This window comes from Anaerofustis butyriciformans, from assembly GCF_036289385.1.
Taxonomy (GTDB): Bacteria; Bacillota; Clostridia; order Eubacteriales; family Anaerofustaceae; genus Anaerofustis; species Anaerofustis butyriciformans.
Window position 1 is genome coordinate 669,581 of record NZ_JAYFFH010000001.1, and the last position, 15,082, is coordinate 684,662.

14 protein-coding genes are annotated in these 15,082 nt (G+C 29.1%); 6 read left to right on the forward strand and 8 right to left on the reverse strand.

Features of this window, described 5'->3' with window-relative positions; translation table 11 throughout:
- Positions 1–123 precede the first annotated feature (123 nt).
- Genes V2W16_RS03260 through polA form a run of 6 tightly spaced genes read right to left on the reverse strand, consistent with a single transcriptional unit; the run spans position 124 to position 7,787 of the window.
- Positions 124–1,305, reverse strand: a complete 1,182-nt coding sequence (locus V2W16_RS03260; protein WP_329381444.1) for an aspartate aminotransferase family protein — start codon at positions 1,303–1,305, stop codon at positions 124–126.
- 6 nt (positions 1,306–1,311) lie between these two features.
- Positions 1,312–2,166, reverse strand: coding sequence for an acetylglutamate kinase (gene argB / locus V2W16_RS03265; protein ID WP_329381447.1), 855 nt, complete (start codon positions 2,164–2,166; stop codon positions 1,312–1,314).
- The gene (argJ, locus tag V2W16_RS03270; RefSeq protein ID WP_329381451.1) at positions 2,166–3,386 is read right to left on the reverse strand and encodes a bifunctional ornithine acetyltransferase/N-acetylglutamate synthase; all 1,221 of its coding nucleotides are present in this window, start codon (positions 3,384–3,386) and stop codon (positions 2,166–2,168) included. Before argJ ends, argB begins: the two co-directional genes overlap by 1 nt.
- A gap of 54 nt (positions 3,387–3,440) precedes the next feature.
- Positions 3,441–4,478, reverse strand: a complete 1,038-nt coding sequence (argC, locus tag V2W16_RS03275) for an N-acetyl-gamma-glutamyl-phosphate reductase (protein WP_329381454.1) — start codon at positions 4,476–4,478, stop codon at positions 3,441–3,443.
- 34 nt (positions 4,479–4,512) lie between these two features.
- The gene (gene coaE, locus V2W16_RS03280; protein ID WP_329381457.1) at positions 4,513–5,136 is read right to left on the reverse strand and encodes a dephospho-CoA kinase; all 624 of its coding nucleotides are present in this window, start codon (positions 5,134–5,136) and stop codon (positions 4,513–4,515) included.
- Positions 5,136–7,787 carry a DNA polymerase I gene (polA, locus tag V2W16_RS03285; protein WP_329381460.1) on the reverse strand — a complete coding sequence of 884 codons (2,652 nt, stop codon included), beginning with the start codon at positions 7,785–7,787 and terminating at the stop codon, positions 5,136–5,138. The genes coaE and polA overlap by 1 nt, the downstream gene beginning before the upstream one ends.
- Before the next feature lie 130 nt (positions 7,788–7,917).
- Between polA and rsmG the strand changes: the two genes are divergently transcribed.
- The 5 genes from rsmG (at position 7,918) to ehuA (ending at position 12,125) form a co-directional block, all read left to right on the forward strand.
- A complete protein-coding gene (gene rsmG, locus V2W16_RS03290; protein WP_329381463.1) occupies positions 7,918–8,628 on the forward strand; it encodes a 16S rRNA (guanine(527)-N(7))-methyltransferase RsmG in 711 nt (236 codons plus the stop codon).
- 126 nt (positions 8,629–8,754) lie between these two features.
- A complete protein-coding gene (locus V2W16_RS03295; protein WP_329381466.1) occupies positions 8,755–9,597 on the forward strand; it encodes a transporter substrate-binding domain-containing protein in 843 nt (280 codons plus the stop codon).
- A gap of 189 nt (positions 9,598–9,786) precedes the next feature.
- Positions 9,787–10,623 carry a substrate-binding periplasmic protein gene (locus V2W16_RS03300; RefSeq protein WP_329381470.1) on the forward strand — a complete coding sequence of 279 codons (837 nt, stop codon included), beginning with the start codon at positions 9,787–9,789 and terminating at the stop codon, positions 10,621–10,623.
- 77 nt (positions 10,624–10,700) lie between these two features.
- Positions 10,701–11,354: an amino acid ABC transporter permease gene (locus V2W16_RS03305; RefSeq protein WP_253230108.1), complete on the forward strand. Its 654-nt coding sequence runs from the start codon at positions 10,701–10,703 to the stop codon at positions 11,352–11,354.
- 9 nt (positions 11,355–11,363) lie between these two features.
- The gene (gene ehuA, locus V2W16_RS03310) at positions 11,364–12,125 is read left to right on the forward strand and encodes an ectoine/hydroxyectoine ABC transporter ATP-binding protein EhuA (RefSeq protein ID WP_425353934.1); all 762 of its coding nucleotides are present in this window, start codon (positions 11,364–11,366) and stop codon (positions 12,123–12,125) included.
- Positions 12,126–12,150: 25 nt separating this feature from the next.
- Here ehuA and V2W16_RS03315 read toward each other — a convergent pair whose 3' ends face one another.
- The gene (locus V2W16_RS03315) at positions 12,151–13,503 is read right to left on the reverse strand and encodes an ATP-dependent metallopeptidase FtsH/Yme1/Tma family protein (protein ID WP_329381474.1); all 1,353 of its coding nucleotides are present in this window, start codon (positions 13,501–13,503) and stop codon (positions 12,151–12,153) included.
- Between the two features lie 132 nt (positions 13,504–13,635).
- On the opposite strand from V2W16_RS03315, the gene V2W16_RS03320 reads away from it, so the two are divergent.
- On the forward strand, positions 13,636–14,007 hold the full coding sequence (locus tag V2W16_RS03320) for a hypothetical protein (protein WP_138268316.1): 372 nt from the start codon (positions 13,636–13,638) through the stop codon (positions 14,005–14,007).
- A 23-nt stretch (positions 14,008–14,030) separates the two neighbouring features.
- On the opposite strand, the gene V2W16_RS03325 is transcribed toward V2W16_RS03320, so the two are convergent.
- Positions 14,031–15,077 (reverse strand): NADH:flavin oxidoreductase, encoded by a 1,047-nt coding sequence (locus tag V2W16_RS03325; RefSeq protein ID WP_329381479.1) that lies wholly within the window; start codon positions 15,075–15,077, stop codon positions 14,031–14,033.
- Positions 15,078–15,082: the final 5 nt, after the last annotated feature.

Sequence of the window (15,082 nt, forward strand, 5' to 3'; positions counted from 1 at the left end):
ATATAAAATATCAATATATAAATATATAATACCACAAACTTTACATTAAAAAAAAGAAAAAATTAGAAAAATACATAATTTTTTCTTTTTTTTATACTAATACGAAATATTTTACAAAATATGTTATATTTCTTGTAAAATACTGTCTAAGATTGTAATACCTTCGTCTATTTCATCCTTTGAAATAATCAATGGAGGCACAAATCTTATAATGTTTTGTCCCGAATTTAAAAGTAAAAGTCCTTTATCAATAGCCTTATTAATAATGTCAGAAACAGGGAATTCAAATTCCATTCCAAGCATTAAACCAATACCTCTTACATCATTAATAAAATCATATTTTTCTTTTAACTGTTCTAGTTTAGATTTTAAATAACTTCCTTGTTCTTTTACGTTATCTAAAATATTTTCATTTATTATCTTATTTAAAACATATTTACTTGCAGTAGAAGCAAGTGCATTTCCTCCAAAAGTTGAAGCATGGTTTCCTGGTTCAAAACCTTTTGCCTTTTCTTCTTTAACAAGAATTGCACCTATTGGGAAACCTCCTCCTAAACCTTTTGCCATACATACAACATCCGGCACAACATCAAAATATTCATATGCAAATAAATATCCGCTTCTTCCTATACCACATTGAACTTCATCAAATATTAATAATATATCAAGTTCGTCACATAAAGCTCTTACCTTTTGCAAAAATTCTTTACTTGCAGGTCTTATACCGCCTTCTCCTTGAACAGGTTCTATTATAATTCCACAAGCGCCACTTCTTGCCTCTTTTTCAATTGCTTCGAAATCCATAAAAGGAACATGAACAACATCAGGTAAAATAGGACCAAGACCTTTTTGATATTTAAGTTGTCCTGTAGCTGTTATAGAACCGAAAGTTCTTCCATGAAAAGAATTATTCATAGCAATAATTTTTGTTTCTTTATTTCTAAATTTATATGCATATAATCTTGATAATTTTAAAGCTGCTTCAGTTGCTTCAGCTCCTGAATTACAAAAGAAAACTCTGTCTAATGCACTATTATCAACCAAAGTTTTTGCAGCCTCTACATTCGCTTTAGTATAATATAAATTTGATACATGATATAACTTATGCATTTGTTCTTCTAATGCTTTATTTAAACCTTCATCATTGTATCCCAAATCATTTACAGCAATACCTGCTACAAAATCTAAATATTTTTTTCCGTTTTCATCATAAAGATACACACCTTCTCCTTTTTCAAAAACTAAAGGAAATCTTGAGTATGTATGCATTAATACTTTTTCACCTGTTTTAACTATATCTTCCATTGCTGCCTACTCCTTTATCATAGTTCCTATTCCACAGTTTGTAAATAATTCTATTAATAAACTATGTTCAACTCTTCCGTCAATGATATGAACACCACTTACTCCGTTTTCAACACTTTCTTTTGCGCCTCTAATCTTTGGAATCATTCCCCCATTAATTGTACCATCATCAATTAAACCTTGAATTTCATCTATATTAATTTGTTTAATTAGATTTTTTTCTTTGTCCATAACCCCTTCAATATCAGACATGAAAAGAAGTTTTTTTGCATGAAGAGCGCTTGCAACATGGCAAGCAACATAATCAGCATTAATATTATAACTTTGTCCTGTTTCGTCAACACCAATAGGTGCAATAATAGGGATAAAATCATCATCTAAAAGTTTTGCAATAAGCATTGGATTTACACCTTTAATTTTTCCAACAAAACCTATATCATCTCCACCAGGAGTATGTTTTTCAACTTCTAAAAGTTTACCATCTTGTCCTGTAATACCAATTGCATTCATTCCCTGTTTTGTAAATAGAGAAACTAAATCTTTATTTACTCCACCTGCAAGAACCATTTGAACGATATTCATTGTATCGCTGTCTGTAAATCTAAGTCCATTTACAAATTTATGTTCTTTTCCTACTCTGTCAAGCATTTTATTTATGTCTTTACCGCCACCATGAACAATTACAGGTAAAATACCAACTAATTTCATTAGAGCAATATCATTTATTACACTTTGCTCCATTTTCTTATCTACTAAAGCAGCTCCGCCATATTTAATAACTACTATTTGTCCACTAAATTCTTTTATATAAGGAAGAGCTTCTATTAATACACTGGCTTGTTTAAAATATTTATCATCCATTAACTTCTGTACTCTCCGTTAATTTTTACATATTCATAACTTAAATCACATCCCCATGCTGTTGCGTTTTCTTTTCCGCAGTTCATGTTTATGTCAATTTCTATTTCAACTTGTTGTAAAATTTCAAGAGCTTTATCTTCATCAAATTCAAGAGCTATACCGTCTTTATATAACTCTATTTCTCCTTTTACGCTTTTAAAAGAAAGAGTAACTATATTAGGATCAAAATCAACTCCTGAATATCCTGCTGCACATAAAACTCTTCCCCAGTTTGCATCTTCTCCAAAGAATGCTGTCTTAACTAAAGAAGAACCTATAATGCTCTTTGCAATTTTCTTAGCATCGTCTTTTGTCTTTGCATTTAATACATTTACAGCTAAGAATTTTGTAGCTCCTTCACCATCTTTTACAATTTGAGTGGCAAGGTGTTTGCAAACAAACATTAAAGCATCTTTAAACACATGATAATCTTTATGTTCTTTAGTAAGAACTTCATTACCTGCCATACCGTTTGCAAAAGCAATTACGCTGTCATTTGTAGATGTATCTCCATCAACAGAAATCATATTATAAGTATCGTCTGCAATTTCTTTTAATAGATCTTTAAAAGTTTTATCGTCGATATTTACATCAGTTGTAATAAATGAAAGCATTGTAGCCATATTAGGATGTATCATTCCTGAACCTTTTGCAATACCGCCTATTCTTACTTTTTTATCATCTATTATTATCTCAACTGATTTATCTTTTATAAAAGTATCCGTTGTAAGAATACCTTCTGCGCAATTTACTCCAGAAACAATATCATCATCAAGTGCAAGAGAAACTTCTCTTATTCCGTTTATTATTTTATCCATAGGAAGTTGTACCCCTATAACACCTGTTGAATTAACATAAACATCTTCAGGCTTTAAAGCAAGACATCTTGCTGTTTCTGCTGCCATTTCATCTGTATTTTTTAATCCTTGTTCTCCTGTACAGGCATTTGCATTACCACTATTTACTATAATAGCTCTTGCTTTTAATCCTTTTTCATATAAAGCCATATTATGTAATACACTGCTTGCTTTCACTTTATTTGTTGTAAATACTGCCGCAACATTACAAGGTTTTTCAGAATAAATAAGCGACATATCCTTTCTTTTTCTTTTAAGCCCTGTTGACTTTCCTGATGCATAAAAACCTTTTGGTGCAACAACACAACCTTTTACTATTTTCATCTATCAAAACTCCTTAATAACTAAAATATATAAATCTTTTAAATTAAAATATTTTTATATATATAAAGGAAGAAAATCAATACCTTCCTTTTCGCTAAACCCAAACATTATATTCATATTTTGAACTGCTTGAGATGAAGCCCCTTTCATTAAATTATCTATTGCACTTGAAACGATAATTCTGTTTACCCTTTTATCAAGAACAAAAGATGTATCAAAAATATTAGTGCCTTTTACATAGTTTGTTGAAGGCAAATTACCAGACTCTCTAAGTCTTATAAAATATTCATCATTATAATACTCTTCATAAACTTCTTTTATTTTTTCCTTCGTTATGCTTTCATCCACATTTGCATAAATAGTTGTAAGAATTCCTTTATTCATTGGAACCAAATGAGGAGTAAAAGAAAGTTTAATATCATGTCCATATTTTGAAAGTTGTTGTTCAATTTCAGGAGTATGTCTGTGTGTACCTACTCCATATGCTTTTATGGATTCATTACATTCACAGAATAATGAACCAACATTTGCTTTTCTTCCTGAACCACTTACGCCCGATTTGGCATCTATTATTATTGAATTCACATCAATAATATTTTCCTTTACCAATGGATATAGTGATAAAATAGAACAAGTTGTATAACATCCCGGATTTGCTAAAAGTCTTGTGTTTTTTATATTTTCTCTTTCAATTTCACAAAGTCCGTATACACTTTCTTTAAGTAAATCTTCTGCAAAATGTTCTGTCTTATACCATTTTTCATATGTAGCCTTATCTTTTAATCTAAAATCAGCACCAAGGTCTATTATCTTTGTCTTTTCTAAAACCTCTTTTGTAACAACCTTTGATGCAACACCATGAGGAAGAGCCATAAATACAACATCGCAATCATTTGCAAATTCATTCATATCGCTTTCCAAACATGGACCATCTTCTATATTTCTAAATGCTTCATAAACATCGCTAAACTCTTTACCCACATAACTGTGAGAACCTAGTTTTATATTTCTAACTTCTTTATGTTTTTTTAATATACTTACTAAAATTGCTCCGGTATACCCCGTAGCACCCAAAATACCTACATCAATCATTCCAATACCTCCATAATATGATATATTATACATATTAATGTATATTTATGCAAGTATTATTTTTAGAAAATTCACTATTGTATATTTTATTTATATTTTTTTTCAAATTATTAAAATCAGAACTGTTGTCTATTATTATATCCGCATACCTCATTTTATCTTCTGTGGACATTTGAGCTTTTATACGCATTAAGGCTTGCTCTTTTTTCACATTATCCCTTAACATTATTCTCTTAATTTGAATATCCAATGAAGTATATACAAGCATTACAACATCAACCATATTGTTAAGTTTTTCTTCTATTAAAAGCGGACAATCATATATTACATATTTTTCATCTCTTTGTTTATATTTGTTCACAAGATAATTATATTTATCTGTTACTTCCGGATGGATAATATTATTTAAAGCAAGCCTTGCTTTTTCATCATTAAAAACAAGACTTGCCATTTTAGGACGATTAAGTTCACCATTATCTAAAATATAATCGCTGCCAAAAACATCTTTTATTTTATTTAATCCTCTGCTTCCTTTTTGAACAGCTTCTTTACTTATTTTATCAGCATCAATAATCGGTATATTATAATCTTCATTTAATATTTTTGAAACGGAACTTTTACCAGTTCCGATTGAACCTGTTAACCCTATTACTTTCATTATTTCGCCTCAAACCAATTTTTGCCTACATTTATATCAGCTTTTAATGGACAATCCATCTTAACTGCATTTTCCATTTTATCTTTTAAAATTTCTTTTACTTCCATAACTTCATTTTCAGGTGCATCTATTATTAGTTCATCGTGTACCTGTAAAATAAGTTTTGATTTAAGATTTCTTTTCTTAAGCTCACTTTCAACATTTATCATTGCAAGTTTTATTATATCAGCTGCACTTCCTTGAATAGGAGTATTAAGAGCTGTTCTCTCTCCAAAAGATCTTACATTAAAATTCTTTGAATGAATTTCATTAATATATCTACGTCTGTTAAACATTGTAGTTACATATCCATTTTCTTTTGCGAATTCAACAATATCCTTCATATATTTGCTTACATTTGGATATTTAGCAAGATACGTATCAATGTATTCTTTCGCATTTTTTCTTGAAATGTTCAAATCTTTTGATAAACCAAAGTCACTTATTCCATATACAATACCAAAATTAACCGCTTTTGCTCTACTACGCATTTCGTTTGTAACATCTTCTATATTAACACCAAATACTTCACTTGCAGTTCTTGCATGTATATCTTCATTATTTTTAAATGCATTAATTAACTTTTCATCTGAAGAAATATGTGCCAAAACTCTAAGCTCTATTTGAGAATAATCCGCATCAACTAAAACATTACCTTCTTTACTAGGTATAAATACTTTTCTTATTATTCTTCCTTCATTCGTTCTAACAGGAATATTTTGTAAATTTGGATTTGAAGAAGATATTCTTCCTGTTGTAGTAATTGTTTGATTAAAAGTAGAATGAATTTTATCTTCTTTCCTATCAATTAAAGTAACAAATCCTTTTACATATGTTGAATTAAGTTTACTTACCTGTCTTAATTCGATTATAAGAGGAATTATAGGATGATGATCTTTTAATTTTTCAAGTACTTCTATATTTGTTGAATATCCTGTTTTTGTTTTCTTTATTACAGGAAGATTAAGTTTTTCAAAAAGAACATGTCCTAGTTGTTTTGTAGAATTAACATTAAAGCTTTCATCTTCTCCTGCAAGTTCTCTTATTTGTTTCGTTAAATTTTCAACTCGTTTATCAAAGTCTTCGCCTAAAACTTCCAGCATATTCACATCAACCTTAAAGCCTTCTATTTCCATATCGGCAAGAACATACATAAGTTTATGTTCAATATTATTATATAATTCTTCCATTCCCTCTTCTTTTATTTTTTCATTTAGAAGTTTATATAATGAATATATAGATTTTGCCTTTTTAATATATGTTAGATACTTTTCTTTATCCTCAATATCAAGAAAACTTTGTTGAACAGCTTCACCTTTATCTTCTTTTAAATCTACATCAAGATATTTTTTACCCATTACTTCAAGGGAGTATCTTTCATCACTTGGATTTAAAACATATCCTCCAATATAAGTATCAAATGAACATTCAACATCATATCCTTCACGTTTAAAACATTTATATACATTTTTAAAGTCATGAGTAATTATATTATTATTTTTATTCATTATTGCTGCCATATCCGAAACAGGTAAAACAGTTAAATCAAAAAGATAGAACTTCTCCCCGTCAAATATCATAGCTTCTTTTAATTTATTGTTTTCATCATTTAAAACAAAATAAATGCTAATATAGTCTTTTTTCTCTAATACCTTGCAAAGTTCATCGGGTTTTATGTCATTACCTATGTTTAAATATTCTTCTTTTAAATTAGAAAAATCATCATTTTTTTCTTCTTTGTCTAAATTATTTTCAACACCAAGTTTCTTCATTATTGATTTTAAATCAAGACTTGATAGTATTGAAATAAACTTTTCATTATTAAAGTTAAAATTGCATTCTTCTTCAAGATTTATATCAACATCCATATCTACGACAATACTTCCAAGTTCCTTACTCAAAAATGCATTGTCTTTATCATTTATTAACTTTTCTTTTAATTTTCCTTTTACTTCATCTATATTTTCATACACACCTTCAAGTGTCTTATATTTTTCAAGTAAACCTAAAGCCGTCTTTTCTCCTACCCCTTTAACACCTGGAATATTATCAGATTTATCACCCATTAAAGCTTTTAAATCTATCATTTGTTTTGGTGTAAGAGAATATTTATCCATAATATAAGCTTCGTCTATTACTTCAATATCACTTATTCCTCTTTTTGAATAAAGAATCTTTGTATGTTCAGATACAAGTTGGAATGAGTCTCTATCTCCTGTTATAACAACAGTGTCTATTCCCTTTGAATCTGCTATCTCACTTACACTTCCTATAATATCGTCTGCTTCATAATTATCTACTTTTAAAGAAATAATATTCGCAGCATCTAAAAGTTCATCAATATAAGGAAGTTGTTCTCTTAATTCTTCAGGCATACTTTGTCTTCCTGCTTTGTATTCACTGTATTTTTCGTGTCTAAAATTTTTATGGCCTTTATCAAAAGCAGCATATAAATAATTAGGTTTTTCCTGTTCTATAAGCTTTAAAATTATATTTAAAAACCCAAAAATAGCATTCGTCGAAACACCTTTTGGAGAGTGCATTGGTCTTACTCCGTAGAAACATTTATAAATAATCGAATATGCATCTATAATAACTAATTTTTTCTTCATTTTTTCCTCACAATCAAAAAAATTCTATTATAAAGAATAACATAAAAGGTAAAAAAAATAAATATATTACCTCTTTTTCTTATTAAGTAATTCTGCTATACTATTTTTTACAAACAATAAGGAGAATATAATGAATTTAAAAGAATATTTAACTGAGGGACTTAATAAATGCAATATCCAAATAACTGAAGAACAAACAGAAAAACTACTTTTATTTATGGATATAGTTTTAAGAGAAAATAAAAAATTTAATCTTACGGCAATAACCGATGAAAAAGAATTTATTGAGAAACACATTATCGACAGTGCCCTTTCCATAAAATATATTAAAAATGAAGGAAAACTTATAGATATAGGTTCTGGAGCCGGTATGCCTGGAATTGTAATAAAAATACTTAGAGGAGATTTAGATATTCTTCTTCTTGACAGTTTAAATAAAAGAGTAAACTACCTAGACAATACAATAAAAGAATTAAACCTTAATAATATAGAAGCAATACATCAAAGGGCAGAAGAACTTTCACATGATGATGAATATAGAGAACAATTTGATTATGTAACTGCAAGAGCGGTCGCTTCATTAAATGTTCTTTTAGAATATACAATTCCTTTTATAAAAAAAGAAGGAAGTTTTATAGCATTAAAAGGAAGCAAAGGAGAAGAAGAAATAGAGCAAAGTAAAAATGCATTAAATGTTCTTTCTTGCAAAATTATAAAAAATCATAAAGAAAGACTCCCTTATTCTCTTTCAAACAGAGATATTATAGAAATAAAGAAAATGGAATTAACTAACAAAATATATCCAAGAAAACAAGCGAAAATAAAAAAAGCTCCTCTTTAAACAAAACAAACAAAAAAGCATAAATATAAATAAAAATGCATAAAAATAAAAAAATGTATTGATTTTTTTGTAAAATCATAGTAAACTTTAATAAAGTTATAGGTATAGAGGAGGATTATTTTTATTATGAAATTGAAAAAAATAATTGCATTATCAACAGTTGCAATAATGAGTCTTGCAATGTTTACAGGATGTGGAAGTAAAGAAACAGCAGATAACGGAGAAATGAAACTTGTTAAAGATGGAACTTTAACAGTTGGACTTGAAGCTACATATCCACCAATGGAATATATTGATGAAGAAACTGGAGAACTTGCAGGATTTGATATTGAACTTGCAAAAGCAATCGCAGCTGATATGGGATTAGAAGTTGAATTTGTTCAAGTTGGATTTGATGCAATTTTTGCTGGTCTTGATGCAGATAAATATGATATTGTAATTTCTGCAATAAGTGTTACAGAAGAAAGACAACAAACATTAGAACTTTCTGATACATATTTAGCAAATCAACAAGTAATAATTTCAGCAAAAGACGGAAATCAAATTACATCTGTAGATCAATTAACAGGTAAAAAAGTTGCCGTTCAAGTTGGAACAACTGCAGACGAAGCTTGTCAATATTATCAAAACGATAAAGGCATGGAATTTGAATTACAACAATTTGACGATATGACAGCAGCATTCCTTGCACTAAAAAGCGGAAGCGTTGATTGTGTAGTTACAGACTTAGTTGTTGGGGACTATTATGTAAATAACAATCCTAATGATTATGTAAAATCTTGCGATAACTTAACAAACGAACCTATCGCAATTGCTGCTAAAAAAGGTAATACAGCTGTTATTAATGCAGTAAATACATCTTTAAAATCTTTAATTGAAAGCGGAAAAACTGCTGAAATTTCAAAAGAGTTATTTGGTGAAGACTTAACTAAAAACATTGACTCAAACTTAAAAAATTATGATGAATAATAAATAATTTAATTTTATAAAAATAAAAAAGCCTGATACGGGCTTTTTTATTTTTTTATACTTTTTTATAACCATAAAAAAGTATAAATATGCATATTTATTTATAAAAATTAATTAAACCTATTGCATTTTTTAATTATATATAGTATATTTATAAAGTATTTTTGTTATTTGGAACGGAGGAAAAAAATGAAAAAAGCAAAAAAAATTACTGCTTTGATCATTACATCAATATTAACTATTTGTTTACTTACAGGATGTGGTTCAAGTGAAGAAGTTTCAACAACTCCACAATTTGTAAAAGAAGGTACTTTGGTTGTTGGAATAGACAATACTTACCCTCCAATGGAATATGTTGATGATAATGGTAAAACAGTAGGATTTGATATTGAATTTGCAAAAGCAATCGCTGAAAAAATGGGAAGAAAAGTTGAGTTTGTAAATGTAGCTTGGGATGGAATATTTGCAGGACTTGATTCAGACAAATATGACCTTGTAATTTCTTCTGTTGGAATTAACAAGGACAGACAAGAACAGCTTGCTCTTTCAGATGCATACCTTGCAAATCAACAAGTTATCATCTCTTCAAAAAATGGTACACAAATCAAATCAATTGATGAATTAAACGGCAAAAAAGTTGCAGTACAAGTAAGCACAACTTCAGATGATACTTGCCAATACTATTTATCTCAAGGTAGTGAATTTGATTTACGTCAATTTGACGGAATGACAGAAGCATTTGTTGCTCTTGAAGGCGGAAGTGTTGATTGTGTTGTTACAGACTTGGTTGTTGGAGAATATTATGTGCATAATAACCCTGATAAATTTATAAAAACATGTGATAAATTGACAAACGAACCAATTGCTGTTGCAGCAAAAAAATCAAATCAACCTTTAATAGATGAAGTAAATAAAATTATCGAAGAATTTAAAAATGACGGAACGTTAGCAAATATATCAAAAGATATATTCGGTAAAGATTTAACAAGTAATATAGATACAACAATAAAAGGTTACGACGAATAATATGTCAGCATAAAAAGAAAACCTATATTGTATATAGGTTTTCTTCATTTTATAAATAAAAATTTAGGAGATTTAATATGACTAGTATACAAATCGAAAAGCTGGTTGAAGGTACAATATCAACAATAGAGCTTACAATAATAAGTATAATTCTTGGAATGATACTTGCTTTAATCTTAGCTTTTATGAGCATAGGAAAAAATAAAATTTTAAAAGGTATAGCATGGTTATATACATGGGTATTCAGAGGAACCCCTTTGCTACTTCAAATTATGGTTGTATATTTTGCAATTCCATTAATGTTTAAAGAAGTAACTGGAGAACCTTTAAATTTCGAACCTTTTACTGCTGCTATAATATCACTTACATTAAATACAGCAGCTTATACCGCAGAAATTTTCAGAGCAGGTATCCAATCAATTGATAAAGGTCAACTTGAAGCAGCAAAAGCTCTTGGAATGACATATTCACAAGCTATGTTTAAAGTAATTATTCCACAAACATACGCAAGAGTTATCCCACCTTTTGCAAATGAATTTATCATGATTTTAAAAGATACTTCCCTTGTATCTACAATAGGTATGGCTGATTTAATGAGGGTATCAAAACAATTTGCCGCAAGTGGTGATTGGAGTTATTACTTTGTAGCCGGCGGTATATATTTGGTATTAACATCAGTATGTATCTTATTCTTTAGACATCTTGAAAAGAAATCAAGCAAATACCTATAGGAGGTTATAATGAGTACTTTAAAAGTAGAAAATTTAAAAAAAGATTTTGGAACATTAAGTGTATTAAAAGATATTAACCTTGAAGTTGAAAAAGGTGAAGTAGTATGTATAATAGGACCTTCCGGTTCAGGTAAGAGTACATTTTTAAGATGTTTAAACCACCTTGAAAAAATGACTTCAGGAAAAATATATATAGATGATGAACTAATATTTGATAGAAAAGATAATAAAAGTTTAATAAAAACAGACAAAGACAAACTTGTAAAACTACGTACAAAAGTTGGTATGGTTTTTCAAAGATTTAATCTTTTCCCTCATAAAACTGCCCTTGAAAATGTAACATTAGCACCAATGGTAGTAAAAAAAGTAGATAAAGATGCTATTAAAGATAAAGCTCTTGAATTACTTGATATGGTAGGTCTTAAAGATAAAGCAGATGAATATCCAAGCAGATTATCAGGAGGACAACAACAAAGGGTTGCCATAGCCAGAGCTCTTGCAATGGAACCGGAAATTATGCTTTTTGACGAAGCAACATCAGCATTAGACCCTGAACTTGTTGGAGAAGTATTAGAAGTAATGAAAAATCTTGCAAAAAAACATAATATTACAATGATTGTTGTAACTCATGAAATGGGATTTGCAAGAGAAGTTGCTGATAGAGTAGTGTTTATGGCTGACGGTGTAATTGTTGAACAAGGAAGTGCAAAGGAAATTATTAATAATCCTCAACATGACAGAACAAAAAAATTCTTAAAGAAAGTATTATAAAAAGACTGTTAATACAGTCTTTTTTTTATATAAGAGCCATATGAAAGATTTTTTCAAGATCTGAAGCATTCAAATCCTCTTTTTTATATAAAGTTTTAGCTATTAAATTTAAAACATTACTATTTTCGTTTAATAAACCTATAGCCTTCTCATATGCATTATCTAATATATTACTTATTTCGTGTTCTATATCTTCTTTTAAAAAGTTATTTTTGTCCCCTGGAAAAATCTTATTTTTGTATTTACTCATTCCATAATCACATACCATAGAATAAGCAAGTTCATTTGCCTTTAAAATATCATTTTGCGCTCCTGTACTTATTTCACCAAATATTATTTCTTCACTTGCTCTTCCTGCAAGTAAAATACATATTTTATCTTCCAACTCATTTTTTGTCAATATCATTTTATCCTCTCCGAAAGAAGATAAAACAAATCCAAGAGAAACTCCATAAGGAACAATTGTTACTTTATCCGGTAAAATTCCATTTAACAAGAAACTTATAAGCGTATGCCCTGCCTCATGAAAAGCAACTATCCTTTTTTCTTTATTACTTAAAACCATACTTTTATTTTTTAGTCCTGCAGTTGTTTTTATTATTGCCTTATCAAAATCTTCATTATTTATGGTCTTCTTTCCTTTTCTAATTGCTAGAAGTGCAGATTCGTTAACGATATTAGCAAGATGAGCACCACTTAAACCGTTTGTCTTTTCAACAACACTGTCGATTTTAAAATTCTTTGCAATAGGTTTATTTTTAATATGGTATTTTAAAATTTCTCTTCTTGTAATAGCAGAAGGATTTCCTACAAAAATATGTCTGTCAAACCTTCCCGGTCTAAGCAAAGCCTTATCAAGCATATCTATTCTGTTTGTTGCTCCCATAACCACAACACCGCTGTTATCACTAAATCCGTCTAATTCAATTAAAAACTGATTTAAAGTTTGATCTCTTTCAGAATTATTATCAGTGTTCCTACTAACTCCTATTGCATCAAGCTCATCTATAAAAATAATTGCGGGAGCTTTTTTTCTTGCTTTTTCAAACAAATCCCTTATTCTACTTGCACCGATTCCTACAAATTTTTCTATAAATTCACTTCCTGAAGCATAAATAAATGTTGCCTTACACTGCCCGGCTAAGGCCTTTGCTATTAAGGTTTTTCCTGTTCCGGGAGGCCCATACAGTAAAACTCCACTTGGAATTTTCGCACCAAAGCTTTTATATTTTTGAGGTTTATCCAAAAAGTCGCTTATTTCTAATAATTCTTCTTTAATCTCATCAAGTCCGGCAACCGATGAAAAATCTATATCAGATTTTATTACGCCAGATTCTTCTGCTTTATTATTAAAAAAATTAATATACGAATGTCTCATTATCTATCTCCAAATTTGTTTATGCAATTGATATTATTGCTTTTAATTTGAAAATTTATACAAATACTAAAAATAAAAATATTTTTTATTTATAAAATATGTTATAATGATGAAAATACAGGAGGTTACAAAATGAACAAAGACGAATTAATTAACAAAGCCAGTGAATTTATCGGAGAAGCAACAGAAAAAACAAAACAAATTTCATCTGAAGTAATAGAAGCATCAAAAAACTTTGCAGAATCTGCTAAAAAAACAATTAAAGCAGAAAAACTTGATTATCAAATTTCAAGAAAATACAGAGAAATTGGTAAATTAATTTATGCAGCATATGAAGAAGAAGGAACGTATGACCATGTTGCAGACGAATTATGTGAAGAAATCAATGCATTATTTGATCAAATCATTGCAATCAAATTAGGTGAAGATGCTGATATTTCAGAAGAAGAAAAAGAAGATATCATTCATGAAATCAACGTTGATATCGAAGAAGAAGACGAATAAAAAAGACGCATAAGCGTCTTTTTTTAATATAGTGTTTCATTGTTTTTTATTAAATTGGGACATTTATTATCTCCACCATTAAGTTTACATTTAGGTTTACAGTGATAGCAGTAATTTATAGGAATGTTATTTTTTGCTTTATATGCCCACCTATAATCAGATAACAATTCTCTTCCTATTGCAGTAAAATCACAATATCCTTCTTTTAAAAGTTTTTCTGCCCTGTCAGGTGTTGATATTCTATTAACAGCTATTACAGGTATATTTACATTTTCTTTTATTATCTTTGCACTTGTAACAACCTCATTAAATTCATGTTCTTTATCCTCTAAAGATGTTGAAGCATCAAAAGCAGAAGAAATATCAAGAACGTCTACCCCTGCCATCTCAAGCATTTTAGCACCTTTTTTTACATCTTCTATATCATCCATATTAACTCCAAGTCTGTAATAAATAGGATAATCCTCTCCTACAGCTTCTCTTACGGCTCTTACAACTTCTAAAGGAAATCTATATCTATCTTCTATATTATCAAACCCATATTCATCATTTCGTTTATTATATTTTTTTAAAGTAAATTCACAAAGTAAATATCCGTGAGCTCCATGAATTTCAACAGCTTTAAAACCTGCTTTTTTTGCTCTTAAAGCAGCATTTTTAAAATCATCAATTGATTTTTCAATATCTTCTTTTGTCATTTCTCTTCCAAAACCATCAATTACACTGGGACCATAAGGACATTCACTTAACTTTGCTTTTAGTCCTGCATTATGAAGCTGTATAACACTGAAAGCTCCATTAGAATTTAAGGCTGCTGCAAGTTTAGAAAGATCATCTATAAACTTATCATCCCAAACACCTATTTGATTCCAAGCTTTTTGACTCCCATCAACGCAGCTTGCTTCAACAATGATTGTGCCTACTTCTTTCTTTGCTCTTTTTTCATAATAACTTATATGTTTTTCATCTATAAAACCATCTTCCCTAACCAAAGAAAAAGTAACCATAGGTGGCATAACAACTCTATTTTTTATTAGGTTACCTTTTAGCAAATAACTATCAAACAACATACTGT